Origin of the sequence: Flavobacterium alvei, from assembly GCF_002920895.1 — a bacterium.
Classification (GTDB): Bacteria; Bacteroidota; Bacteroidia; order Flavobacteriales; family Flavobacteriaceae; genus Flavobacterium; species Flavobacterium alvei.
The window spans coordinates 111,658-135,773 of sequence record NZ_PQVG01000007.1 but is presented as its reverse complement, the minus strand read 5'-3'; the positions used below and the strand labels follow the sequence as shown (position 1 = coordinate 135,773).

Below are 24,116 nucleotides of genomic sequence, written 5' to 3'. Positions count from 1 at the left end.
CCTTACTCCACCAATTCCATAATTTTACTTTCACCAACAAGACTTACTTTAATCAAGTTGTTTTTTGATAAACCTTTGGTGGCGGCATCCCATTTTTTACCGCTCAAATCCGCAGTCATTTAGTTGTTGAAGATCCATTCTATTTTCATTTTTCTTCAATAAATCTACTATAAATTTTTCTTCGTCTGATAATTCAATAGTCTGTTTTTTCTCCGGACGCATTTGTTGGAAGAACAATAATTTAGTTTTTAAAAATAATTTTTCTGCTACTCTTGAAAATTATTTTATGCAATAAACGAGAAGTAATTTAATTTATTTTTATAAAATTATACTTATAAAAAAACTAAATTAATGCATTTAAACTATTAATTTATGCATTTAATCGTGTTTTTGTGATGAGCCTATGGTTTTTTAAATTACCTTTGAATTGTGAATTAGAATTTAAGTTTGTTGTCGGACGGAAACAAAAAATGTTTGATTAAGAATTAGTTTCATTGAGTTTGACTGCTGAATTTATGTCAATTGACCGTAAAAATTATTTACATAAAGAGATATATAAAAAACAGATTCCTAATTTAATTTAACGAAGTCTATTGCATAAATAAAAAAGTAGATTACTTTTCTTTTTTTATGATTTGAAGATTACTTCGTTGTTTTTAGAATGCTATTTGAAATCTGCAAATTTGCTAGTGATAACAGAATTAAAATCTGTAAAAGAGATTTTGAAACTGTTTCGCCTAAAGGATTTCGTGCTTCACAAAACAGAAAAAGTACAACAATATAATTTAGTCATAAGTCAATAAAGTTTGCCGAAATAAAAGAAGACAAAAAATGGCAACAAATATAAAATAATCGATCTCCCTCGTAGCGAAGTCCCCCCTTCAAAACCAACGGGAATCAAACAACCCAAACCTACTAAAAATGCAACGCTAATGCTATTTATAAACTTATACCTCGCAATTACATATATCGCATCATTTGAAATCGCCAATAAAAAAGCAAATAATGGTGACGGCTGGGATGTCGAACTATTTATGACATCATTACTATTCCCTTTGGCTCTTCCAATCCTAATACTAATTGAGATTCACGCTTACCTTGCTAAAAAATCGTTGTTTTAGTGATTTAATAATTAATTAGTTTGCACAGAGGGTAAATAACAGATCAATCCTAAAAACGGTGATGTAGTGCAAATTTTGCTGCAATGCTATTATTGGAATAGAAAAAAGGAGCTTCCAAACAGAAACTCCTTTTGTGTCAATAGGTTTGTGAAATCTACTCCACCAATTCCACCACTTTACTTTCGCCATCAACTGCTACTTTAGTCAAGCCGTGTTTCGATAAATTTTTCATAGACGCATCCCATTTTTTACCGCTTAAATTCGCAGCAATTTTTAATTGCGTCAAATCCATTTTATTTTCACTTTTTTTTAATAAATCTACGATGAATTTCTCTTCGTCTGATAATTCAATAGTCTGCTTTTTCTCCGGACGCATTTGAGGGAAGAACAACACTTCTTGAATAGACGCATTGTTGGTCAAAAACATCATCAAACGATCCATTCCAATTCCTAAACCAGACGTTGGTGGCATACCGTATTCCAAGGCTCTCAAGAAATCTTCGTCAATCGTTCCGTTGGCTTCGTCATCACCTTTGGCAGCCAGACGCATTTGGTCTTCAAAACGCTCTCTTTGGTCAATTGGGTCATTCAATTCCGAGTATGCATTCGCAACTTCTTTACCACAAACCATCAATTCAAAACGCTCCGTCAAATCTGGATTGTCGCGGTGTTCTTTACACAACGGCGACATTTCCTTTGGATAATCAGTAATGAAAGTCGGCTGAATATAATTTCCTTCACATTTCGCACCGAAAATTTCGTCAATCAATTTCCCTTTCCCCATCGTGTTATCCACATCAATCCCCATTCCACGAGCAGCTTCAAACAGTTCCGCTTCGCTTTTGCCCGAAATATCAAAACCGGTAAAATGTTTGATGGAATCTGTCATCGTTACACGAGCGTAAGGCGCTTTGAAATTGATTTTGTGTTCGCCAAAAGTCGCTTCACTCGTTCCATTTACACCAATCGCGCAATGTTCTAACAAACGCTCGGTAAAATCCATCATCCAGTTGTAGTCTTTGTAGGCTACATATATTTCCATTGCGGTAAATTCCGGGTTGTGCGTTCTGTCCATTCCTTCGTTACGGAAGTTTTTCGAAAACTCATACACACCATCAAAACCACCCACAATCAATCTTTTCAAATACAATTCATTCGCAATACGCATATACAACGGAATGTCCAACGAATTGTGGTGCGTAATAAACGGACGCGCCGCCGCACCACCAGGAATCGATTGCAACACTGGAGTTTCTACTTCTAAATAACCTGCTTCATTAAAGAAACCACGCATTGCGTTGAACAATTTGGTTCTTTTAACGAAAGTGTCTTTCACGTTTTGGTTCACCGTCAAATCCACATAACGCATTCTGTAGCGCAATTCGGCATCATTAAAGGCATCGTGCACTTTTCCGTCTTCATCCACTTTTGGCAATGGCAACGGACGCAAGGTTTTACTCAAAAAAGTAAATTTATCTACACGGATACATTGTGCACCCACTTTAGTCGTAAACAATTCGCCTTCAATACCAATAAAATCGCCTAAATCGGTTAATTTTTTGAAAACGGTATTGTACAAGGTTTTATCTTCTTCTAAACACAAAACATCACGATTCACGTACAATTGAATACGTCCTTCGCTATCCTGCAATTCCGAAAAACAAGCTTTCCCCTGATCTCTCACGCTCATCAAACGCCCGGCCACAATCACCTTTTTGCCTTCTTCAAAAGACTCCTTTATTTGCTTTGAAGTATGATTTACAGGAAAAAGATTGGCAGGATAAGGATTGATTCCTAGGTTGCGTAAGGCTTGAAGTTTCTCTCTTCGGATGATTTCTTGTTCTGATAATGCCATTAGGTTCTGATTTTTAAGAGTGCAAAGATAACAAATAGATTGCAGATTTCAGAATGCGGATTTTAGAATTTTTAGGAGCTGAAACATTGGGCTTTTCAACAACAGTCGTCCCGCTGTTCACTATATCTCTTGTGCCGAACACCGGCACAAAAGGTAATTGCGAGAGCAATTGGCTATCGGGGCTAAGCAATAACTTTTGTTTTTCATAAAACTAATAGATTTAAAGCAGTCTTTGTATCTTTGAAAAAAAAATACAACAATGCAGTTATTCAAAAAAGCACTTTTACTGTTTGTAATTCTCCTGATGACGAGTTGCACTTTTACCGAAAACATAGAAATTAAACCAGACGGAACAGGACAATTCTCTTTAGAAATGGATGGTTCGGGTTTTATGGCTATGGCTGGAGACCAAGCATTAAAAGGGATGAATGCAAAAGAAAATACAAAAAGTATCGATTCTACTTTTTCGTTCAAGCAAATTTTTGAAGACAAAAAAGATAGTATTGCCAAGTTGTCTCTTGAACAACAATTGGCAATTAAAAAACTGGAAAATTTTGTAATCAATATCAAAATGGATCCTGAAGCCAAACAGTTTTTGTTGGCTATGAAAACGCCATTCAAAAGCATAAATGAATTGGATGATTTGACCGAAACTTTAGGAGCATTAAAAGATCTCAAAGGGAGTGCTGATAAAAAAGACAATCCAGCGGCTATGATGAGCGGAATGGGAATCAATAATGCTAAATTGAGTTTTAGTTATAATGCCAAAAGTTTTACTCGAAAAGCGATTGTTGCAAAATCGGACATAAAAAAAACAGAAAACGACTCTTTGGGAATGGCGAAAATGATGTTTGCTTCGTCTAAATATATTTTGAAATACCATTTTCCGAAACCTGTAAAAAAAGTATCTAATCCAGACGCTTTATTTAGCGATGACAGAAAAACGATAACCGTAACCTATCCTTTTACAGATTACACAGATAATCCAGACAAAATGAATCTTAATGTAGAGTTTGAATAAAACAGCAATGAACAAAACCATCCAACTGCAAGATTTAGGACTCCAAGATTATAAAACTACTTGGGAATATCAGGAAGAAATATTCAAGAAGGTTGTCGATTTGAAAATCCAGAATAGGAGAGAAGAAACTACTATTGCAACACCCAATTATTTTCTTTTTGTCGAGCATCCGCACGTTTATACTTTGGGGAAAAGCGGCGATCTAGAAAACTTATTGCTTTCCGAAAAACAACTCGAAGCCAAGGGTGCGACTTTCTATAAAATCAATCGTGGTGGCGATATCACGTATCACGGACCTGGCCAAATTGTGGGTTATCCTATTTTAGACTTGGAAAATTTCTTTACCGATATCCATAAATACCTGCGTTTTCTAGAAGAATCCATCATCCTGACTTTGCAGGAATACGGATTGGAATGCGGTCGAAGCGATGGCGAAACAGGCGTTTGGCTCGGAGTGGGAACACCATTTGCCCGTAAAATTTGTGCGATGGGTGTTCGTGCTTCTCGTTGGGTTACGATGCACGGTTTTGCTTTAAATGTCAATGTCGATTTGGGTTATTTCGACAACATTATTCCCTGTGGCATTCGCGGAAAAGCGGTGACTTCCTTAAATGTGGAACTCGGTGTCGAAAAAGTAGATGAAGCCGAAGTGAAAGCAAAAATTATCAAACATTTAACTCAATTGTTTGAAGCTGAGTTTGTGACTAAATAGGCCACGGATGAAACGGATTGAACAGATTGTCAAGGACTTTATTTGGTGATTAATAATTCATTGTTCGTGTTGAGGCAACGAAACTTTAGCTGTTGGTAGCTGTTTTTTTACCAAGTCTTACTTTCGTTATAATCTGGCTTGTCTAAATATTCCATTACATATTCACTCATTTTAGGTTTCAACTTTTTGTACAAATCTTCATAAATTGGCGCTTTATATTTGTGAATTGCTCTAAAAACATTTTCTTCGTTGTATTTAAAATACCAAGTATCAGGATAGTTTTTTTTATCTAATATTTCTGTTAATAATACTAAACTTTCTTTGTTTTGATATTTTGCGATTGCACGACAATAGTACTTGAAGTCATCATATGAGGATTGCTTTTTCTTTTTAACAGTTTTATCAAAATACTTTTTTAATATTGGAAAATAAATTTCATTTGGATTCTCTTCTATTGATTTAAAAATCCAATCTTCACAAGGATTTTCAAGATTATTAAATGTGTTTTTTAAAAACTCTAAATCTTCTTTTTTCTTAAATTTTGATAATGCGTAGCAAGCTCCTAATTGTTCTCCACATCTATCAGTTTTCATTTTAGATTTTTGTTTTATTATTGAATAATATTTTTCATTTGGTTCAATGTCTTGTAACATCCAATTTGAAACACCTAAATATGAATGTTTCAACAAAACACTATCAACTAAAATGTTTTTTTCAGTTCGTGTTAGTTTTCTGCTGTCTTCTGCTTTTCTAATTAATAAATCTGAAACCATAAAGTTATCAGCCGCATCTTCGTAATACCACCATTCAACTTTAGTTGTATCGCTCAAATGCCCTAAAAGAATTTTAAAATAATCTTTTTCATTTTTATTTACTAATGTTCTGTAAGCAATCACTCTTAATATTGGGTCTTCACATTTAAGTAATTTAAGCAATTCTTCTTTTGTGCAATTCTCCTTTATGTAATTTCTTGCAATCGTATCACTAGATGGAAGTTTTTTTTCAGAAGCCAGTTTTTTGAGAGGAATTTGTAATTCACTTCTAAAGTCAGAAATTTTGTTCGGATATGGATTTTCACCTCCACAACTAAATAATATAGAAATGATAAATAGGTACGTTATTTTTCTCATAAAATATCAGCCAACTCGTTAATATGTGTGACAAAAGTCACCTATTATTTAATATCAAATATATAAATAATTCTTTACAAAAAATCAAAAAACTTTTATTAAAAAAACAACCTAAAACTCCAGTTCCAACTGTTCCGGCAACAACCTAAAACTCATTCGATGGTATTTGGTAGTGCCGTATTTTCTAATGGCCTCGCGGTGTTCTTTGGTTGGATAACCTTTATTTTTTTTCCAGTTGTACATTGGGAATTCTTTGTGAATTTGATTCATAAAATCATCACGATAGGTTTTTGCCAAAACGGAAGCGGCGGCAATGCTCAGGTATTTCGAATCTCCTTTTATGATGCTTTGATTCGGGATTGATTTCAGTAGTTCGATTTCTTCTTTTGTAAATCGTTTTCCAAAAGTGGTTTTCAAACCCAATTTGGCGTTCAATGCTCGATTGCCATCTACGATAATAAATTCGGGAGTTTGGGATAATTTCAAAATGCATTCCTGCATTCCTTTCATCGAAGCGTTCAAGATGTTGATTTCATCAATTTCTTTCGGATGCAAATGGGTTACGGCAAATGTAATGGCTTGGGCTTCAATAATCGGCTTTAATTTTTCTCGAACTTTTTCAGATAATTGTTTGGAATCGTTTAGGATGGCGTTTTCAAAATCGGTTGGAAGGATTACTGCCGCAGCAGTTACTGGACCAGCCAGACAACCCCGACCGGCTTCATCTGTGCCAGATTCTAGAATAAAATTAGAAAAATTAGAGAGCAACATAGTAGATGGTATTGGAACACAAATATTATAAAAATTTCTTCAAAAAATGTTTCTATTTTCAATTTGCTAAAATATTCTTATAAATCAACACCTTTTTTTATTTATGTGATTTTTCATTTACCTTTGCCTTGATTAAAAAAATCGTTTTTCATAATTATACCCTTTCTCGATGAGAATTTTCTTTCTGGTTGTTTTGTTGTCTTGCTCGACGTTGCTTTTTTCTCAAGAGAAAAATAGTAGAAAACCCAATATTTTGGATAATCTGATTGGCAAAGATTCAGTAAAAAAGAATGAGCCAGTTGCTACAATAGACATGTATCGAGTGATTACTTTGGAACGCGACACGACTTACATCGATACTTCGCTTACAATTCAAAAGAAATACAGTCATAATTATTTGCGAAAAGACCTTTTTGGACTTTTGGCTTTTCCTAACGAGGGGCAGACTTATAATACTTTGCAATACAGTTTGAATACGTTTTCGCCACTTCCGGAATTTGGTTTCAAAGCCAAGCATTTTAATTTTATTGAAGCCAATCAAATACGGTATTGTTCAGTAGCGACTCCTGTTACCGAATTTTATTTTAAATCAGTGATGCAAAAAGGGCAAAATGTAGATGCTTTTTTTACGGTAAATACTTCTCCAAGATTTAATTTTTCGTTAGCCTACAAAGGATTGCGCTCTGATGGGAAATACATCAATCAAATGGCAAGTACTGGAAATTTTAGGTTTACAGCGAGTTATAATACCAAAAACAAGCGCTATTTTGCAAACACACATTTTACTGGACAAGACATTTTGAATGAAGAAAATGGAGGAATTACCGATGTCGAAGCTTTTGAAAGTGGTAATCCCGATTATTTAACACGAGAACGATTAGAAGTCTATTTGAAAGATGCACGGTCTTTTCTAAAAGGAAAACGAGTGTTTTTGGATCATTTTTTTAGAATCAATTCGGTCAAAGGGAATAATAATTTGTATGTTTCTCATCAATTCAATTACGAAAATAAATTTTTTGAATACAATCAGCCCACAGTTACTTCTACTGTTGGCGGAACAACTGTATATCGATTTGGTGACTCTTACAAAACCAGTGGTATAAACGATCAAACCCATTATAATAAGACCTATAACAAAGTGGGATTGGCTTATGAAAATTCCACTTTAGGGAAATTCCATTTTTTTGTAGATGATTTTTTTAGCAATTATTATTACAATCAAATATTAATTTTGGACGATCAAACGATTCCAGCTTCTTTAAGTCGAAGAATTGATAGTTATGGAGGGCAATATGATTACCAGAAAAATAAATGGACTGGAAAGTTTTTGTTTTCTAGGTCATTTACCAATCAATCTCTTTCTAATTTGGATGCTAAGATGCAATATGAATTGAACGACGAAACCTTGCTTTCTTTTCAGTACCAAAACATAAATAAGTTGCCTAATGACAACTATAATTTGTATCAAAGTAGCTTTGTAAATTACAATTGGTCTAATGATTTTAAGAATGAGAAAATCAATTCGATCATGGTCAATGCTAATTCACCTTGGGTGAATCTTTCAGTACAATATTCAACATTCAATGATCATTTGTATTTTGCCAATAGTACAACTGAGGATCAAATTAAATTGCATCAACAAATTGTTGCACCTGCTCAATACGCAAATACAATTAACTATTTATCCGTGAAAGCCAGTAATGAATTCAAGTTTTGGAAATTTGCTTTAGACAATACTATTTTATATCAAAAAGTAGATCAGTCAGATTTAATACTTAATGTCCCAGAATTTCTAACCAGAAACACTTTGTACTTTTCTCAAGAGATGTTTAATAAATCCTTGTTTTTTCAAACAGGGGTGACATTTAATTATTTTACAAACTATTACGGAAATGAATATAATCCTGTAATTGGGGAGTTTTTTGTTCAAAACAAGAAAGAAATTGGGAATTACACCAACTTCGATTTTTTCTTCAATGCTAGAATTCAGCGCACTAGAATCTATGTGACTTTAGAACATTTTAATTCTTCGCTTTCAGGATACAATTATTTGGCTTCACCGACTAATCCAATAGGCGATTTTATCATTCGATTAGGATTGGTTTGGAGTTTTTTCCAATAAGGTTGAAAATAATTTTTTATAATTCGATTTATAAGTTGAAATTCAAACATCAAACCAAATGAGAATTTGAGATTTGTACTAGTTTGGAACAATGAAAAATAGAATCCTTGAGAAAAAAATAGTGTTTTTAAAATTTGACATAAGTATGAAAAAAATACAAATACTCATTTTTATTTTCTCAATTATTGGTAGTACTGCTAATGCACAAAATTGGATTCCTGATTTGGGTAACGACACTTATAAAAATCCAATACTTTATGCAGATTATTCCGATCCAGATATAATTCGAGTAGGAGAGGATTTCTACATGGTGGCTTCAAGCTTTAATGCAATGCCTGGAATTCCTATTTTGCACTCTAAAGATTTAGTCAACTGGACGATAATAAATCATATTTATACTAGTTTGCCTCTTCAAAAATATGAAAAACCAGCACACGGCGAAGGCTCTTGGGCTCCTTCAATTCGGTATCACAACGGTGTTTTTTATGTGTATTTCTGTACCCCAAACGATGGTCTCTTTATGGCATCAACTAAAAACCCAGCTACAAAATGGAGTCTAAACCTTGTAGAAAAAGTCGAAAGATGGGAAGATCCTTGTCCGTTATGGGATGATGATGGTACTGCTTATTTGATTCGAGGAAAAGTTTGCGCCAATGAATTGTATCTTCATAAAATGAGTCCTGATGGAATGAAAATCTTGGATAACGGGAAATTAATTTACAAAGATCTACTAAAACAACCTATTATTGAAGGGCCAAAATTCTTAAAAAAAGACGGTTTCTATTATATTTTTGCTCCAGCAGGTAGCGTTCCTGAAGGATGGCAAACAGCATTGCGCTCCAAAAATATATATGGTCCCTATGAAGATAAAATAATTTTACACCAAGGAAATACAACTGTAAATGGGCCACATCAAGGAGGTCTTGTCGAATTAGAATCAGGTGAGTGGTGGTTTATGCATTTTCAAAGTAAGAAACCTTTCGGAAGAATTGTTCATTTACAACCTGTTTCTTGGTCAAAAGGTTGGCCTATTTTTGGAGTTGATATTAATAATGATGGAATTGGTGAGCCAGTTAGTGTGTACAAAAAACCCAATGTTGGCAAAAACTATCCCATAACTATTCCGCAAACCAGTGATGAATTTAATGATACGATTATCGGGAAACAATGGCAATGGCACGCCAATCCTAAAGAGAGTTGGTTTTCATTATCTGAAAATAAAGGGAGTCTTAGGTTGTTTTCTGAAAAGAATTTTACTCAAAATGGAAACCTATGGTTTGTTCCTAATTTATTTCTTCAAAAAATTTCTTCCCCTTCATTTACTGCAAAAACAAAACTTACATTCAAAGGAGATTTGGCAGGTGATAGAAGCGGATTAGTGATAATGGGGGCAGAATGGGCATATATTGCGCTTCAGAAAACGACTCAAGGCAATAAAATGGTTGTCTATAAAGGTGAAAAAGATAAATGCGAAGATCTTACTCAAGAACTAGAATCATTTTCTTTAAATTCAGATACTTGTTATTTGAAAGTGGAGTTTTTTGATACCAACGATTTTCAATTTAGTTATAGTCTAGACGACAAACAATATGTTAAGATTAGCAGGAAATTTAAGGCTCAAGAAGGAGTATGGATTGGAGCCAAAGTCGGTTTGTTTTCTCTAAATCCCAATATTCAAAAAAGTAATGGTTACTCCGATTTTGATTGGTTTAGAATGGAATGATTCGTCTTTAAAATGTGGTTGTGTGTAATTAATCAAACGGATTCTCATTATATCTTTTGTACTGTGGCATAACTGAATTCGCGTTTTTTTGAAAATTCTAATTAAGGGTTATCAAGAAGAATTTTATTTTGTATTTTTACCAAAACACTAAAAAAACTAAGTATGCTACTTTAAGGTATTTTCTTTTGTTTTTTCAAATTATAGTAAAGTTATAAATGCAATATTCGAAAAACATATTAGATACCGCAAGGCAAACACCATTGATAAAACTCAATAAAGTGGTTGCTGAAATTTCTGGGGCAGTGTTTGCCAAAGTAGAAAACTTCAATCTAGTCAATTTTGCTAAAGACAGAATGATTTTAAAAATGGTTGAAGAAGCGGAGAGCAATGGAAATTTAAAACCCGGAGGAACTATTATTGACGGTACTTTGCAAGATATTGGTCTTGGACTTGCATTAGCCGCCAATGTCAAAGGATACCAGTTGATTTGCATTATTTCAGATACTCAGCCTAAAGAAAAAACAGATATTCTTCGAGCTATTGGAGCAAAAGTAATCGTTTGTAAAACTGACGCTGAAGCAACTCATCCTGATTCTTGTTTTTCTATTTCTAAAAAATTATCTGAAGAAATTACAGATAGTTGGTCTGTAAACCCAATGGATTATCTGTCGAATCGAACTCATTATGAGCAATCAGATATCGAAATTTGGGAACAAACTAAAGGCAAAATCACTCATTTGGTTTTTGATATAAATGCAGTTGAAATTAGTTCAGGAGTTGGCCAATTTTTAAAAGAAAAGAATCCAAATATTAAAATTTTGGGAATTGAAATCGAAAGTTTGAAAAGGAATGCTACTCAAGAAAATGAACCTTATTCACTAGATGGTTTAATACAAGTTTCGGAAGAAGATGCTCTACTTTGCTCTAAAGAATTAACACTCAAAGAAGGAATAGTAGCAGGAAAATCATCTGGTGCAGTATTAAATGGAGTGCTGCAACTCCAACAACAATTCAAGCCCGATGATGTAATTGTTGTTGTATTCAATGATTAAAATTTAATTTAGAAAAAAAGAACAACCAAAAGAAATACAATCTAAAATGACTTTTACCGCAATAGATTTTGAAACAGCCACTTCCTTTCATCCTTGTTCAGTAGGGATTGTTACTGTCGAAAATGGGGTTATTGTTGATGAATATGTTACTTTAATCAAACCTCCAAAAAACGAATATTCACCATTTACAATTGCAGTTCACGGTATTTATCCGCGGGATACTGTAAATGCTAAAACTTTTGCACAAGTATTTCCCGAAATTCAAAAACGATTGCAAAACCGCATTGTTGTGGCTCATAACGAAAGCTTTGATAGAAATGTTTTGGCCAAATCGATGGCGCTTTACGGCTTAGATTATGAATCCTTGAATATAGGTTCGCGTTGGGAATGCACTGTAAAAATTTATAAATCTAAAGGTTTAAAACCAACAAAATTAAGTGATTGTTGTCGTCAAATGAATATAGAACTCAATCATCACGAAGCGTTATCTGATGCTCGGGCTTGTGCCAAATTGTATTTGATGCGATAAGCGGTAGTGGTTTTTTTGTAAAAACCCTCAAGTTTTATAAATAGTAGTAATCTAATATCAACTTATTCCTATTTTGACTACTTTAGTGTTTAATCTAAAAACGTAAAAATGAAAGAAGATTTTCTCCATTATCTCTGGAAATTCAAGAAATTCGATACCTTGAATTTAAAAACTTTCAATGGAGAAGATATTACTATTATTAATGTAGGACAGTATTTAGAACTTGCAGGACCTGATTTTTTCAATGCACAAATTGTCATTGGAAATCAAAAATGGGCAGGAAATGTAGAAATTCATCTTAAATCTTCCGATTGGTATGTGCATCATCACGAACGAGATGAAGCCTACGAAAATGTGATTATACACGTGGTTTGGGAACATGACACTGAAATTTATAGAAGCAACAATACCGAAATTCCAGTTTTGGAACTCAAAAAATATGTTGATACAGCCACAATAGCCAATTATAAATCTTTAATGGCGCCAAAATCCTGGATTTATTGTGAGAAAAATTTAAAAGAAATCAATGAATTTGCTTTTAAAAATTGGCAAGAACGATTGTTTTTTGAACGATTAGAAAGAAAATCAAATCCCATTTTTGAATTATTAAAGGCAACTAATGGCGATTGGGAATCGGTTTTGTTTTGTCTTTTAGCTAAAAATTTTGGATTGAATACCAATGGCGAAATCTTTTTGAAAATTGCTCAATCCATTCCGTTTTCAATTATTAGAAAAGAAAGTTTTGAGGTCGAAAATTTAGAAGCTTTACTTTTGGGAAATGCAGGTTTATTAGATGCTGAAAAAGAGGATACCTTTTTCAAAGATTTAAAATTTAGGTACTTCTACTTGCTTCACAAATATCAAATAGAGAAAAAAAATGTAGAACCCGTTCAATTTTTCAAACATCGACCCGATAATTTTCCAACCATTCGATTATCGCAATTAGCGAATTTATATCACAGTCAGCAAAATTTATTTTCAATAATCAGCAAGGCAAATTCTTTAAAAAGTATATATGAAACTTTTGATGTTTCGGTATCCAATTATTGGCAAAACCATTATCAGTTTGATAAAGAAAGTCCGCAGAAAAAGAAAAAACTTTCTAAATCATTTGTCGATTTGATTGTTATAAATACTATAATTCCGCTTCAATTTGCTTATGCAAAAAGTTTGGGTAAAGAAGTCTCAGAGAATTTAATTCTATTGTTGAATGAAGTTACAGCCGAGAAAAATGCAATTATCGACAAATTTAGTTCCTTTGGAATACCATCAAAAACTGCTTTTGAAACCCAATCTTTATTGCAACTCAAAAACGAATATTGCAACAAAAGTCGTTGCTTAGATTGTGCTATTGGAATGGATTTGTTGAAGAAAAACTAATTTGATAATCAAATAAATTTGTAATTTTACCCAAAATCAAACATCCAAAATGTCTGCCATACTTCAACTCAAATATTTTTTTGAAAAGCACGGTTTTAATGTTTCGTCACGCCTTGCCGATAAATTAGGAATGAGAGTGACTAGTGTGCGTTTGTTTTTTATTTATATTTCGTTTGTAACTGCTGGATTATGGTTTGGCGTTTATCTAACATTAGCTTTTTGGATTCGTTTGAAGGATTTAATTCGAGCCAAACGCACTTCGGTTTTTGATTTGTAGAAAAGTGTTTGTAAACAAAAAGGGATTATAAAGTAACGATGCTTTATAATCCCTTTTTTTTGATGAAGTAAAAATTATTCTTTAGGATTATTTAATACACTGTTTTTTCTACCGTAAATAAAATAAATTACAACTCCAATTCCCATCCAAGCGAAAAGTCTCAGCCAGTTTGGCCAACCCAAGCCATACATCATTGATAAACAAACTAAAACACCTAGTATTGGTACAAAAGGAACCCAAGGCGTTCTAAATTCTCTTGTCATATTTGGCTCTTTTTTTCGCAATATGATTACAGAAATGCAGACCAAAACGAAGGCAAACAATGTTCCTATACTTGTCATATCACCTACAATATCACCTGGGACAAAGCCTGCGAACAGACCAACTATTATGAAAATGACAATATTTGCTTTATAAGGAGTTTTGAATTTTGAATGTAAATCGCTAAACATTTTAGGAAGTAAACCATCTTTACCCATTGAGTAAAATACTCGGGATTGCCCTAATAACATCACTAGAATTACTGATGTAAATCCAAATAAAATTGCAACAGTTACTAATTGACCAAGCCAAGAGTAACCAATCATATATTTGTTAATTGCAAATGCTACTGAAGCTTCTTTTCCTCCAGTTCTAAAATCTTCTACAGTGGCAACTCCTGTAAGTACGTGGGCAAAAAGAATATACAATAAGGTGCAAATTGCTAGTGAACCTAGAATTCCTATTGGCATTGATCGTTTTGGGTTTTTAGTTTCTTGAGCTGCGGTACTTACGGCATCAAAACCGATAAAGGCAAAGAAAACAGTTCCTGCTGCGCCTAAAATCCCCATAATTCCACCATAATTATGGTCAATTCCGTGTTCGTCAGTAAATACAGAAGGTGCAGGAATATATGGAGTATGATTTACAGGATTAATAAAATTCCAGCCAATTACAATTATCAAAATTACAATAGTAACTTTTACAATTACTATTATTCCATTTACAAAAGCCGATTCCTGAATCCCTTTTATAAGCAACAAACTAATGATTCCAACAATAAACAATGCAGGTAAATTAATTATTCCGCTAACTCCTGTTATTGGATCTGTTTGAAAGGGCGAATGAGAAAATTCAAAGGGTATTGGGCTAATGTGTACTACATTTACCAAGAAATTATTGAGATATTCACTCCAGGCAATCCCAACAGTTGCAGCTCCTACGGCATATTCAAGAATTAAATCCCAACCTATAATCCAAGCCACAAATTCACCCATAGTAGCGTATGTATAGGTATAGGCACTTCCAGAAATTGGAATAGAAGAAGAAAGTTCGGCATAACACAATCCTGCTAAAGCACATCCAATAGCAGCAACAACAAATGCAATTGTTACAGATGGTCCAGCATTTTGTGAAGCAGCCATAGCTGTTCTTACAAATAATCCAGCGCCAATGATGGCACCAATTCCCAAGGCTATTAAAGACCATGCGGTTAATGTTCTTTTTAATCCTTTTTCAGAATCAGCTGCCTCATTTAAAAGCTGTTCTAATGGTTTTCTTTTCCAAATAGACATAGTATTTCGGTTTATCGTTATTAGTTCTCAAATATATTGTTTTTTTTAAAGTTTTAGAGACATAGAAATCTGTATTTTTTCAAAAGAGTGCTTTTTTGATAAATTGATATTATCTTATTCAGAAAGTATTTAATTGTAAAATATTTCATATTTTTAGGCTTTGTAAAATGTCTTTTAATGATTTCCGAAACAATTAAATCTTTTTTTAAGTTTTCAAGAGAACAGCGTACAGGTGTTTTTTTATTGTTTGGCATCATTATTATCTTTCAAATACTATATTTTTTAGTAGATTTTAGTTCTGTTTCCAAAGATTCTCTTGAAAAAGAAAAATGGCTTTCTTTACAATCTCAAATCGACTCCTTGAAACAAGAAAAATTGGATTATGTTCCAAAGATTTATCCTTTCAATCCCAATTTTATAACCGATTATAAGGGATACAAACTCGGAATGTCGGTTCCTGAAATCGACAGATTATTGGCTTTTAGAAAACAAAATAAATATGTGAATTCGCCCAAAGAGTTTCAAGCAGTGACTAAAGTTTCTGATTCATTGTTGAATGCCATTTCGCCTTATTTCAAATTTCCAGATTGGGTCAATAACAAAAAAGAATTTAATACGTATAAAAAATTTGCTTATACGGCTTTCGCCAAAAAAGAAAAAATGGAAGTAATCGATATCAATCAAGCTACACAAGAAGATTTGATTAAGATATATGGAATAGGAGAGGCCATTTCGATGCGGATTCTAAAATTCAAAGAAAGTCTTGGCGGTTTTGTTTCTATGGAACAAATGAATGATATATGGGGTTTGTCGCCAGAGGTTATACAGAATTTGAATACTCATTTCAAGGTTTCGACACTACCTAATATTAAAAAAATAGACATTAATAATGCATCTATCAAAGAACTTTCGCTTTTCCCCTATTTTAAATACCCGATTTCCAAAAACATTGTCACTTTTCGGAGTATGAATGGAGATATAAAAAATATTCAAGATTTAACAAAAATTAAAGGATTGTCTATTGATAAGGCAAATATTATAGCCTTATATTTGGCGTTCTAAAAATAAAGTACAAAAAATGAACTTTGATTACAGCGAAACGCAAGCCATGATAGCCGAATCTGCAAGAGATTTTGCCGAAAAATATATTAGACCACACATAATGGAGTGGGACGAATCTCAAAAATTTCCAGTTTCCTTATTCAAAAAAATGGGTAAAATGGGTTTTATGGGGGTTTTAGTTCCAGAAGAATTGGGTGGTTCAGGTTTAGGATATCACGAATATATTGCAGTTGTCGAAGAAATTTCAAAAGTAGATCCATCCATAGGATTGTCAATTGCGGCACATAATTCTTTATGTACAAATCATATTTTGACTTTTGGAAATGAAGAACAAAAGAAAAAATGGATTCCTAAATTAGCTACCGGAGAACACATTGGGGCATGGGGATTAACCGAACATAGTACTGGTTCTGATGCAGGTGGTATGAATACAACCGCTGTAAAAGATGGTGATGATTGGATTGTCAACGGATCCAAAAATTTTATTACTCACGGAATTTCAGGCGAAATAGCAGTAGTTATTGTTCGCACTGGCGAAAAAGGTGATTCAAGGGGAATGACGGCTTTTGTATTCGAAAAGGGAATGCCGGGATTTACTTCAGGAAAAAAAGCAAATAAATTAGGAATGCGCGCCAGCGAAACAGCTGAATTATTCTTTGATAATTGCCGAGTTCCCGATGCCAATAGATTAGGTGAAGTAGGTGAAGGTTTTATTCAATCGATGAAAATATTAGATGGTGGAAGAATTTCAATCGGAGCTTTGTCATTAGGAATTGCTAAAGGAGCGTATGAAGCCGCATTGAAATATTCAAAAGAAAGACATCAGTTTGGTAAAGCAATAAGCGAATTCCAAGCCATAGCTTTTAAATTGGCTGATATGGCTACTGAAATTGAAGCTTCAGAATTGTTGTTGCACAAAGCTGCTTTCTTAAAAAATAACAACCATAATATGACTGTTTCGGGGGCAATGAGTAAAATGTATGCTTCGGAAGTTTGTGTGAAAGTTTCCAACGAAGCTCTGCAAATTCACGGCGGTTACGGATATACGAAGGATTACCCTGTAGAGAAATTCTATAGAGATTCTAAATTGTGCACCATTGGTGAAGGAACTACAGAGATTCAAAAGTTAGTCATTTCAAGGAATATTTTGAAAGACTAATAATAAATTGAACATAGAAAATAGAGCCAAGAGACAAGTATTGTAACTTGGCTTTTTTGATTCAATCTATTCTCTTTCTTCTGTATTCTATTTTCTTCTTAAAATAATTCACAATTCTTAACTCATAATTCATAATTATTTTTTACTTTTGCGCCCTTAACGAGAGGAGGTGTCTATATTATGTTAATTATACCAATTAAAGACGGAGAAAATATCGATAGAGCATTAAAGCGCTATAAAAGGAAATTTGATAAAACTGGAACTGTTCGTCAACTAAGAGCGCGTCAAGCTTTTATTAAACCATCAGTTACCAACAGAGCCAAAATTCAAAAAGCGGCTTACATTCAAAATTTGAGAGACAACATAGAGAATAGTTAATTATTTTCTGTCTAAATAAAGTACCGTTAGTTATTAAAGTTTTATATCTTTGATTCTAACGGTTTTTTTTATGACTAATAATAAGAACGCATTCAAGGATTATCTGCAATTGGAGAAAAAATATTCTCCACATACGGTGAATGCGTATTTGAATGACATCAACTACTTCGAGTCGTTCAATAAAAATCAATTCGATCAAGAAAATATAGATAAGGTAAATTATAGTCAAATTAGGAGTTGGATAGTTTCGCTTGTAGATGACAATGTTTCTAATGTTTCTGTTAATAGAAAGATGCAGTCTTTGAAAGCTTATTATAAATTTCTATTAAAGACTAAACAAATAGAAGTCAGTCCGCTGCTAAAACACAAGGCATTAAAAACTCCTAAAACACTTCAAATTCCGTTTTCGGAAAAAGAAATTGATGAAGTTTTGAATCAAATGCAAAATCCTGTAGGTTTTGATGAAGTGCGAGATAGATTAATAATAGATTTGTTTTACACTACTGGAATCCGAAGAACGGAATTAATTCATTTGAAAATTGAAAATGTAAATATTTCAAATAGTACTATTAAAGTTCTAGGTAAAAGAAATAAAGAAAGAATTCTGCCAGTTTTGCCAATTGTGTCGAAACAATTTAGTTGCTATATTAACGAAAGAACACATTTAGAGAATGTTATCAATTTGGACTTTTTTTTTCTCACAAAAAAAGGGTTAAAGTTGAATGATTCGTTTGTATATCGATTAATAAATACCTACTTTAGTACTGTCTCCGAAAAAGTAAAAAAAAGTCCGCATATATTAAGACATACGTTTGCGACTCATCTTTTAAACAACGGAGCCGATTTAAATTCAGTAAAAGAATTGTTAGGACATTCAAGTTTGGCATCAACACAAATTTATACACATAGTAGTTTATCAGAACTTAAAAAAGTCTATGAAGATGCGCATCCAAGAAATCAAAAATAATTTGACTAATGTTTAACCCCTAAAAATAAGATTATGAAGGTAGATGTTCACGCAGTTAACTTTACTGTTGACAGAAAGCTAGTAGATTTCATTCAAGAAAGAATGGCCAAATTGGAAAAATATTACGACAAAGTAGTGTCGTCTGACGTTTATTTGAAGGTTGAAAAGACTAGTGATAAGGAAAATAAAATCGTAGAGATGAAAATTATTGTCCCTGGAGACGATTTTTTAGTAAAAAAACAATGCAAAACTTTTGAAGAGGCAGTAGAACTTGCTTCGGAATCTATAGAACGACTTTTAGTAAAAAGGAAAGAAAAAATCAATACTCATATTTAATCTAAAATTTTCGCAAAATTGTTTTGATTAAAAAACAAAAAGATATACATTTGCAGTCCGTTAGAAATAGCGGACTTTTTTTATTGAATTTGCCAGCGTAGCTCAGTTGGCTAGAGCAGCTGATTTGTAATCAGCAGGTCGTGGGTTCGAGTCCCTCCGCCGGCTCTAAAAATTGTAGATTTCTGAATTTAGATTTTAGATTTCTGTATAAGGTAAATAATAAAAAAGTTTTGATTTATGGTTGGTAGTGATGGTTTTGGATTAATCTAAAATCATGAATCTAAAATCATAAATTGTCTGGGGAGATACTCAAGCGGCCAACGAGGGCAGACTGTAAATCTGCTGTGTGAACTTCGCAGGTTCGAATCCTGCTCTCCCCACTAGAATGAATTTTAGATTGCAGATTTTAGATTGCAGATTTGAAAAATCTAAACTCTAAAATCTAAACTCTTAAATCAAGGATTCTGCCGACTTAGCTCAGGGGTAGAGTGCTTCCTTGGTAAGGAAGAGGTCACGGGTTCAATTCCCGTAGTTGGCTCAAAAAAGTATATAATTGAACACTAATAAATTAATAAGATTAAAAACTAAGTAAAATGGCAAAAGAAACCTTTAACCGTAGTAAGCCCCACTTAAACATTGGAACAATTGGGCACGTGGATCACGGAAAAACAACTTTAACTGCAGCAATAACTAAAGTGTTATCTGATGCTGGTTACTGTCAAGCAAAATCATTTGATCAAATTGATAATGCTCCAGAAGAAAAAGAAAGAGGTATTACAATTAATACATCTCACGTAGAGTATGAAACTTCTAACCGTCACTACGCACACGTTGACTGTCCAGGTCACGCGGATTACGTAAAAAACATGGTTACTGGTGCTGCTCAAATGGATGGTGCTATTCTTGTTGTAGCTGCAACTGACGGACCAATGCCACAAACACGTGAGCATATCCTTTTGGGTCGTCAAGTAGGTATTCCTAGAATGGTTGTATTCATGAATAAAGTGGATATGGTTGATGATGAGGAATTGTTAGAGCTTGTAGAAATGGAAATTAGAGATTTGTTATCTTTCTACGAATATGATGGAGACAACTGTCCAGTAATTCAAGGTTCTGCACTTGGTGGATTGAATAATGATCCAGCTTGGGTACCAAAAATTATTGAATTGATGGAAGCTGTTGATGCTTGGATCGAAGAGCCGCTTCGTGATACAGCAAAACCATTCTTGATGCCAGTTGAAGATGTGTTTACAATTACAGGACGTGGAACTGTTGCTACAGGTCGTATCGAAACTGGAGTTGCAAATACAGGGGATCCAGTTGAAATCATTGGTATGGGAGCTGAAAAATTAACTTCTACTATTACTGGAGTTGAGATGTTCCGTAAAATCCTTGATAGAGGTGAAGCTGGAGATAACGTTGGTTTGTTGTTAAGAGGTATTGATAAAGCTGATATCAAAAGAGGTATGGTTATTATTAAACCAGGATCTGTGAAACCACACAATCACTTTAAAGCTGAGGTTTATATCTTGAAAAAAGAAGAAGGTGGTCGTCACACACCATTCCATAATAACTACCGTCCACAGTTCTACGTACGTACAACTGACGTAACTGGAGTTATTACTTTGCCTGCTGGAGTAGAGATGGTAATGCCTGGAGATAACTTGACAATTGAAGTTACTTTGTTAAGTCCAATCGCAATGAATGTAGGTTTACGTTTTGCTATCCGTGAAGGTGGTAGAACAGTAGGTGCTGGTCAGGTAACTGAAATACTATAGTAATATTTATAATGTTTATAAAACCAGTAACACCTATGGGTGTTACTGGTTTTTAACGAACGGGCGTAGTTCAAGGGTAGAATAGCGGTCTCCAAAACCGTTGATGGGGGTTCGAATCCCTCCGCCCGTGCAAAAAAATAAATCATAATGACAAAAGTTGTTAATTATATATCCGAAGCATTTGAAGAATTAAAATCAAATGTAACTTGGCCTGAATGGGCTGAGGTGCAACGTCTTACGATTGTTGTTGCTCTATTCTCTGTATTGTTTGCTTTGGCGACTTGGGGAGTTGATGAAATGTTTTCAAATATTTTAGAGAAATTTTTTACCTGGATAAAAGCGTAATTTTTTTGTTATGGCAGATAATAATCTAAAAAAATGGTACGTTGTTCGTGCAGTAAGTGGACAAGAAAACAAAGTTAAAGCATATATCGAAACCGAAATTGCAAGATTAGGGATGAGCGATTATGTTTCGCAGGTTCTTGTTCCTACTGAAAAAATAGTTACTGTAAAAGAAGGAAAAAAATTAGTCAAGGATAAAGTTTATTTTCCAGGTTATGTAATGATTGAAGCAAACCTAATTGGAGAAATTCCACATATTATTAAGTCAATAACAAGTGTAATTGGTTTTTTAGGTGAGATAAAAGGTGGTGAACCCGTTCCTTTAAGACTTTCTGAAGTAAACAGAATGTTAGGTAAAGTAGATGAGTTAGCTGTAAATACTGATACGCGAGCAATTCCATTCACCTTGGGTGAAACAATAAAGGTTATTGATGGTCCTTTTAACGGTTTTAACGGAACTGTTGAGAAAATTAATGAAGAAAAGCGAAAACTGGAAGTAATGGTGAAAATTTTCGGAAGAAAGACACCTTTAGAATTAGGGTTTTTGCAAGTTGAAAAAGTATAATTTTTGTTACATCTATAATAAACCACATTTTCGCTTCCAATGTTAATGTGTTAAATTTAAAAAAAATGGCTAAAGAGATTAGTAAAGTAGTTAAACTACAAGTTAAGGGAGGTGCTGCGAACCCGTCGCCACCGGTTGGACCTGCTTTAGGTGCTGCTGGTGTTAATATCATGGAGTTCTGTAAGCAATTTAATGCTAGAACACAAGATAAACCAGGTAAAGTTTGCCCAGTGCAAATTACAGTGTATAAAGACAAATCTTTCGATTTTGTTATTAAAACACCACCTGCTGCTGTTCAATTGATGGATGCAGCAAAGCTTAAATCTGGTTCAGGAGAACCAAATCGTAAGAAAGTAGCTAGCGTTACTTGGGATGTTATTAAAGCAATTGCGGAAGATAAGATGGTTGATTTAAATGCATTCACAATCGAGTCTGCTATGAGCATGATCGCAGGAACGGCTAGATCTATGGGTATAACTGTAACTGGAGATTCTCCTCTAAAACAAGCGTAAGACATGGCAAAATTGACAAAGAAACAAAAAGAGGCTGCTTCAAAAATTGAAAAGAACAAACTATACACTTTAAAAGATGCTGCTGCATTGATTAAAGATGTTGCTTCAGCAAAATTTGATGAGTCTGTTGATATCGCAGTACGTTTGGGTGTTGATCCAAGAAAAGCGAATCAAATGGTTAGAGGTGTTGTAACATTGCCTCACGGAACAGGTAAAGATGTAAAAGTATTAGCATTAGTTACTCCAGATAAAGAGGCAGAAGCTAAAGAAGCTGGAGCTGACTTTGTAGGTCTTGATGACTATTTACAAAAAATTAAAGATGGTTGGACAGATGTTGATGTAATCATCACTATGCCAAGTGTAATGGGTAAATTAGGTCCATTAGGTCGTGTTCTAGGGCCTAGAGGTTTAATGCCAAACCCTAAGACTGGTACTGTAACTATGGATATTGCTAAAGCAGTAGCTGAAGTTAAAGCTGGTAAAATCGACTTTAAAGTTGATAAAACAGGTATTATCCATGCGGGAATTGGAAGAATTTCTTTCGATGCTGACAAAATTGTAGATAATGCTCACGAAATTATTCAAACATTAATCAAACTTAAACCAACTGCGGCTAAAGGAACTTACATCAAAAGTATTTACCTAACTAGCACAATGAGTCCTGCAATTGCATTGGATCCTAAAGCAGTATAATTGGTAGTTAAAAATTTTTAGTATGACTAGAGAAGAAAAATCAATTGCGATTGAAGATTTAACTGCACAGTTAGCTGGTACAAATATTATTTATGTATCTGATATTTCTGGACTAAACGCAGAAACAACTTCAAACTTGAGAAGAGCTTGCTTTAAAGCAGGTATAAAATTAGAGGTAGTTAAGAATACTTTGCTTGCAAAAGCAATGGAGGCTTCAGCTAATGATTATGGTGATTTACCATCTGTATTGACAGGTAATAGCGCTATTTTTATTGCAGATGTGGCTAACGCACCTGGAAAAATCATTAAAGATTTCCGCAAAAAGAATGCTAAGCCAATTTTGAAAGGAGCTTACATCAATGCAGAAGTTTACATTGGAGATGATCAATTAGATGCCTTGGCAACTATTAAATCTAAAGAAGAACTTATTGGCGAAATCATTGGATTACTTCAATCACCAGCACAAAGAGTTATTTCTGCTCTTCAAAACCAATTCGCTAATACAGAGGAAGAGGTTGCTTAATTCAATTTTAGAGTTTAGAATTCTGATTTTAGATTTCTAAATAATAAAACAAATTAAGTGCATTAAAACGCGCACAATAAATAAATTATATTTTACAAATCATTTTAAAACGATAGAAAAAATGGCAGATTTGAAACAATTCGCAGAACAATTAGTTAACCTAACAGTAAAAGAAGTTAACGAATTAGCAACAATATTAAAAGATGAGTACGGAATCGAACCAGCTGCTGCAGCTGTAGTAGTTGCTGCTGGTGGTGGAGAAGCTGCTGCAGAAGAAGCTCAAACTGAATTTACAGTTGTATTGAAAGAAGCTGGTGCTTCTAAATTGGCAGTTGTAAAAGCAGTTAAAGAATTAACTGGTTTAGGTTTGAAAGAAGCTAAAGATTTAGTGGATTCAGCACCATCAAACATTAAAGAAGGTGTTTCTAAAGACGAGGCTGAAGGTCTTAAAAAATCTTTAGAAGAAGCTGGAGCAGTTGTTGAATTAAAATAATTCACTCCGCTTTAGAGAATTAGGTTTAGGTCTTGGATACGAATCCAATGGCCTAAACCATT

The 24,116-nt window shown here is 33.8% G+C and carries 25 protein-coding genes, 4 tRNA genes and 2 pseudogenes; 27 read left to right on the top strand and 4 right to left on the bottom strand.

What is annotated here, in order from left to right; all coding sequences use genetic code 11:
- Positions 1-395: 395 nt before the first annotated feature.
- The 3 genes and pseudogenes from C3L50_RS16620 to C3L50_RS16230 form a co-directional block, all read left to right on the top strand.
- Positions 396-585, top strand: a pseudogene (locus tag C3L50_RS16620) (hypothetical protein); the annotation flags it as partial.
- Positions 586-627: 42 nt separating this feature from the next.
- Positions 628-763 (top strand): annotated as a pseudogene (locus tag C3L50_RS16615) (IS982 family transposase); the annotation flags it as partial.
- 169 nt (positions 764-932) lie between these two features.
- Positions 933-1,121: a hypothetical protein gene (locus C3L50_RS16230; protein ID WP_133158885.1), complete on the top strand. Its 189-nt coding sequence runs from the start codon at positions 933-935 to the stop codon at positions 1,119-1,121.
- Positions 1,122-1,275: 154 nt separating this feature from the next.
- On the opposite strand, the gene lysS is transcribed toward C3L50_RS16230, so the two are convergent.
- Positions 1,276-2,976 carry a lysine--tRNA ligase gene (gene lysS / locus C3L50_RS12930; protein ID WP_103806597.1) on the bottom strand — a complete coding sequence of 567 codons (1,701 nt, stop codon included), beginning with the start codon at positions 2,974-2,976 and terminating at the stop codon, positions 1,276-1,278.
- A 259-nt stretch (positions 2,977-3,235) separates the two neighbouring features.
- On the opposite strand from lysS, the gene C3L50_RS12925 reads away from it, so the two are divergent.
- Both C3L50_RS12925 and lipB read left to right on the top strand, forming a co-directional pair.
- Entirely contained in the window at positions 3,236-3,997 is a 762-nt protein-coding gene (locus C3L50_RS12925) for a hypothetical protein (RefSeq protein WP_103806596.1), read from the top strand.
- A 7-nt stretch (positions 3,998-4,004) separates the two neighbouring features.
- A complete protein-coding gene (gene lipB, locus C3L50_RS12920) occupies positions 4,005-4,709 on the top strand; it encodes a lipoyl(octanoyl) transferase LipB (protein ID WP_103806595.1) in 705 nt (234 codons plus the stop codon).
- 107 nt (positions 4,710-4,816) lie between these two features.
- On the opposite strand, the gene C3L50_RS12915 is transcribed toward lipB, so the two are convergent.
- Together C3L50_RS12915 and C3L50_RS12910 are read right to left on the bottom strand one after the other, a co-directional pair.
- Entirely contained in the window at positions 4,817-5,839 is a 1,023-nt protein-coding gene (locus C3L50_RS12915) for a hypothetical protein (protein ID WP_103806594.1), read from the bottom strand.
- A gap of 111 nt (positions 5,840-5,950) precedes the next feature.
- Positions 5,951-6,610, bottom strand: coding sequence for a ribonuclease HII (locus C3L50_RS12910; RefSeq protein WP_103806593.1), 660 nt, complete (start codon positions 6,608-6,610; stop codon positions 5,951-5,953).
- Between the two features lie 169 nt (positions 6,611-6,779).
- Between C3L50_RS12910 and C3L50_RS12905 the strand changes: the two genes are divergently transcribed.
- From C3L50_RS12905 to C3L50_RS12880, 6 genes are all read left to right on the top strand, one after another.
- Complete coding sequence (locus C3L50_RS12905; RefSeq protein ID WP_103806592.1) at positions 6,780-8,732, top strand: putative porin; 1,953 nt, start codon at positions 6,780-6,782, stop codon at positions 8,730-8,732.
- Positions 8,733-8,877: 145 nt separating this feature from the next.
- Entirely contained in the window at positions 8,878-10,455 is a 1,578-nt protein-coding gene (locus C3L50_RS12900) for a glycoside hydrolase family 43 protein (protein WP_103806718.1), read from the top strand.
- A 215-nt stretch (positions 10,456-10,670) separates the two neighbouring features.
- The gene (locus C3L50_RS12895) at positions 10,671-11,507 is read left to right on the top strand and encodes a PLP-dependent cysteine synthase family protein (protein ID WP_103806591.1); all 837 of its coding nucleotides are present in this window, start codon (positions 10,671-10,673) and stop codon (positions 11,505-11,507) included.
- A gap of 46 nt (positions 11,508-11,553) precedes the next feature.
- Positions 11,554-12,036 carry a 3'-5' exonuclease gene (locus C3L50_RS12890; RefSeq protein WP_103806590.1) on the top strand — a complete coding sequence of 161 codons (483 nt, stop codon included), beginning with the start codon at positions 11,554-11,556 and terminating at the stop codon, positions 12,034-12,036.
- Positions 12,037-12,144: 108 nt separating this feature from the next.
- On the top strand, positions 12,145-13,416 hold the full coding sequence (locus C3L50_RS12885) for a DUF2851 family protein (protein ID WP_103806589.1): 1,272 nt from the start codon (positions 12,145-12,147) through the stop codon (positions 13,414-13,416).
- A gap of 49 nt (positions 13,417-13,465) precedes the next feature.
- Entirely contained in the window at positions 13,466-13,693 is a 228-nt protein-coding gene (locus tag C3L50_RS12880; RefSeq protein ID WP_103806588.1) for a PspC family transcriptional regulator, read from the top strand.
- Positions 13,694-13,767: 74 nt separating this feature from the next.
- On the opposite strand, the gene C3L50_RS12875 is transcribed toward C3L50_RS12880, so the two are convergent.
- A complete protein-coding gene (locus C3L50_RS12875) occupies positions 13,768-15,246 on the bottom strand; it encodes an amino acid permease (RefSeq protein WP_103806587.1) in 1,479 nt (492 codons plus the stop codon).
- Positions 15,247-15,423: 177 nt separating this feature from the next.
- On the opposite strand from C3L50_RS12875, the gene C3L50_RS12870 reads away from it, so the two are divergent.
- The 16 genes from C3L50_RS12870 (at position 15,424) to rplL (ending at position 24,054) form a co-directional block, all read left to right on the top strand.
- Positions 15,424-16,308 (top strand): ComEA family DNA-binding protein, encoded by an 885-nt coding sequence (locus C3L50_RS12870; protein ID WP_103806586.1) that lies wholly within the window; start codon positions 15,424-15,426, stop codon positions 16,306-16,308.
- 16 nt (positions 16,309-16,324) lie between these two features.
- The gene (locus C3L50_RS12865) at positions 16,325-17,467 is read left to right on the top strand and encodes an acyl-CoA dehydrogenase family protein (RefSeq protein ID WP_103806585.1); all 1,143 of its coding nucleotides are present in this window, start codon (positions 16,325-16,327) and stop codon (positions 17,465-17,467) included.
- A gap of 180 nt (positions 17,468-17,647) precedes the next feature.
- Positions 17,648-17,845, top strand: a complete 198-nt coding sequence (rpsU, locus tag C3L50_RS12860; protein ID WP_103806584.1) for a 30S ribosomal protein S21 — start codon at positions 17,648-17,650, stop codon at positions 17,843-17,845.
- Positions 17,846-17,915: 70 nt separating this feature from the next.
- On the top strand, positions 17,916-18,812 hold the full coding sequence (locus C3L50_RS12855; RefSeq protein WP_103806583.1) for a tyrosine-type recombinase/integrase: 897 nt from the start codon (positions 17,916-17,918) through the stop codon (positions 18,810-18,812).
- 33 nt (positions 18,813-18,845) lie between these two features.
- Complete coding sequence (gene hpf / locus C3L50_RS12850) at positions 18,846-19,148, top strand: ribosome hibernation-promoting factor, HPF/YfiA family (RefSeq protein ID WP_103806582.1); 303 nt, start codon at positions 18,846-18,848, stop codon at positions 19,146-19,148.
- 91 nt (positions 19,149-19,239) lie between these two features.
- Positions 19,240-19,313 (top strand) — tRNA-Thr (locus C3L50_RS12845).
- A gap of 134 nt (positions 19,314-19,447) precedes the next feature.
- Positions 19,448-19,528 (top strand) — tRNA-Tyr (locus C3L50_RS12840).
- Positions 19,529-19,614: 86 nt separating this feature from the next.
- Positions 19,615-19,686, top strand: a tRNA-Thr gene (locus tag C3L50_RS12835).
- A gap of 55 nt (positions 19,687-19,741) precedes the next feature.
- Positions 19,742-20,926, top strand: coding sequence for an elongation factor Tu (gene tuf, locus C3L50_RS12830; RefSeq protein WP_103806581.1), 1,185 nt, complete (start codon positions 19,742-19,744; stop codon positions 20,924-20,926).
- Between the two features lie 59 nt (positions 20,927-20,985).
- Positions 20,986-21,056 (top strand) — tRNA-Trp (locus tag C3L50_RS12825).
- A 17-nt stretch (positions 21,057-21,073) separates the two neighbouring features.
- Entirely contained in the window at positions 21,074-21,271 is a 198-nt protein-coding gene (gene secE / locus C3L50_RS12820) for a preprotein translocase subunit SecE (protein ID WP_103806580.1), read from the top strand.
- Between the two features lie 10 nt (positions 21,272-21,281).
- Positions 21,282-21,833: a transcription termination/antitermination protein NusG gene (nusG, locus tag C3L50_RS12815; protein ID WP_103806579.1), complete on the top strand. Its 552-nt coding sequence runs from the start codon at positions 21,282-21,284 to the stop codon at positions 21,831-21,833.
- A 65-nt stretch (positions 21,834-21,898) separates the two neighbouring features.
- Positions 21,899-22,345: a 50S ribosomal protein L11 gene (gene rplK / locus C3L50_RS12810; protein WP_103806578.1), complete on the top strand. Its 447-nt coding sequence runs from the start codon at positions 21,899-21,901 to the stop codon at positions 22,343-22,345.
- Between the two features lie 3 nt (positions 22,346-22,348).
- Positions 22,349-23,038, top strand: coding sequence for a 50S ribosomal protein L1 (gene rplA, locus C3L50_RS12805; protein ID WP_103806577.1), 690 nt, complete (start codon positions 22,349-22,351; stop codon positions 23,036-23,038).
- Between the two features lie 22 nt (positions 23,039-23,060).
- Positions 23,061-23,561, top strand: a complete 501-nt coding sequence (gene rplJ / locus C3L50_RS12800) for a 50S ribosomal protein L10 (RefSeq protein ID WP_103806576.1) — start codon at positions 23,061-23,063, stop codon at positions 23,559-23,561.
- 121 nt (positions 23,562-23,682) lie between these two features.
- On the top strand, positions 23,683-24,054 hold the full coding sequence (rplL, locus tag C3L50_RS12795; RefSeq protein WP_103806575.1) for a 50S ribosomal protein L7/L12: 372 nt from the start codon (positions 23,683-23,685) through the stop codon (positions 24,052-24,054).
- Positions 24,055-24,116 lie beyond the last annotated feature (62 nt).

Bases quoted from the DNA above. Each gene is read 5' to 3' on its own strand.
- C3L50_RS12890 (WP_103806590.1), top strand. From the start codon at position 11,554: ATGACTTTTACCGCAATAGATTTTGAAACAGCCACTTCCTTTCATCCT.
- C3L50_RS12870 (WP_103806586.1), top strand. From the start codon at position 15,424: ATGATTTCCGAAACAATTAAATCTTTTTTTAAGTTTTCAAGAGAACAG.
- C3L50_RS16230 (WP_133158885.1), top strand. From the start codon at position 933: ATGCTATTTATAAACTTATACCTCGCAATTACATATATCGCATCATTT.
- C3L50_RS12880 (WP_103806588.1), top strand. From the start codon at position 13,466: ATGTCTGCCATACTTCAACTCAAATATTTTTTTGAAAAGCACGGTTTT.
- C3L50_RS12905 (WP_103806592.1), top strand. From the start codon at position 6,780: ATGAGAATTTTCTTTCTGGTTGTTTTGTTGTCTTGCTCGACGTTGCTT.
- lysS (WP_103806597.1), bottom strand. From the start codon at position 2,976: ATGGCATTATCAGAACAAGAAATCATCCGAAGAGAGAAACTTCAAGCC.
- tuf (WP_103806581.1), top strand. From the start codon at position 19,742: ATGGCAAAAGAAACCTTTAACCGTAGTAAGCCCCACTTAAACATTGGA.
- C3L50_RS12885 (WP_103806589.1), top strand. From the start codon at position 12,145: ATGAAAGAAGATTTTCTCCATTATCTCTGGAAATTCAAGAAATTCGAT.
- rplJ (WP_103806576.1), top strand. From the start codon at position 23,061: ATGACTAGAGAAGAAAAATCAATTGCGATTGAAGATTTAACTGCACAG.
- rplK (WP_103806578.1), top strand. From the start codon at position 21,899: ATGGCTAAAGAGATTAGTAAAGTAGTTAAACTACAAGTTAAGGGAGGT.
- rplA (WP_103806577.1), top strand. From the start codon at position 22,349: ATGGCAAAATTGACAAAGAAACAAAAAGAGGCTGCTTCAAAAATTGAA.
- secE (WP_103806580.1), top strand. From the start codon at position 21,074: ATGACAAAAGTTGTTAATTATATATCCGAAGCATTTGAAGAATTAAAA.
- nusG (WP_103806579.1), top strand. From the start codon at position 21,282: ATGGCAGATAATAATCTAAAAAAATGGTACGTTGTTCGTGCAGTAAGT.
- hpf (WP_103806582.1), top strand. From the start codon at position 18,846: ATGAAGGTAGATGTTCACGCAGTTAACTTTACTGTTGACAGAAAGCTA.
- C3L50_RS12915 (WP_103806594.1), bottom strand. From the start codon at position 5,839: ATGAGAAAAATAACGTACCTATTTATCATTTCTATATTATTTAGTTGT.
- C3L50_RS12925 (WP_103806596.1), top strand. From the start codon at position 3,236: ATGCAGTTATTCAAAAAAGCACTTTTACTGTTTGTAATTCTCCTGATG.
- C3L50_RS12865 (WP_103806585.1), top strand. From the start codon at position 16,325: ATGAACTTTGATTACAGCGAAACGCAAGCCATGATAGCCGAATCTGCA.
- C3L50_RS12910 (WP_103806593.1), bottom strand. From the start codon at position 6,610: ATGTTGCTCTCTAATTTTTCTAATTTTATTCTAGAATCTGGCACAGAT.
- rplL (WP_103806575.1), top strand. From the start codon at position 23,683: ATGGCAGATTTGAAACAATTCGCAGAACAATTAGTTAACCTAACAGTA.
- C3L50_RS12895 (WP_103806591.1), top strand. From the start codon at position 10,671: ATGCAATATTCGAAAAACATATTAGATACCGCAAGGCAAACACCATTG.
- C3L50_RS12875 (WP_103806587.1), bottom strand. From the start codon at position 15,246: ATGTCTATTTGGAAAAGAAAACCATTAGAACAGCTTTTAAATGAGGCA.
- C3L50_RS12900 (WP_103806718.1), top strand. From the start codon at position 8,878: ATGAAAAAAATACAAATACTCATTTTTATTTTCTCAATTATTGGTAGT.
- C3L50_RS12855 (WP_103806583.1), top strand. From the start codon at position 17,916: ATGACTAATAATAAGAACGCATTCAAGGATTATCTGCAATTGGAGAAA.
- rpsU (WP_103806584.1), top strand. From the start codon at position 17,648: ATGTTAATTATACCAATTAAAGACGGAGAAAATATCGATAGAGCATTA.
- lipB (WP_103806595.1), top strand. From the start codon at position 4,005: ATGAACAAAACCATCCAACTGCAAGATTTAGGACTCCAAGATTATAAA.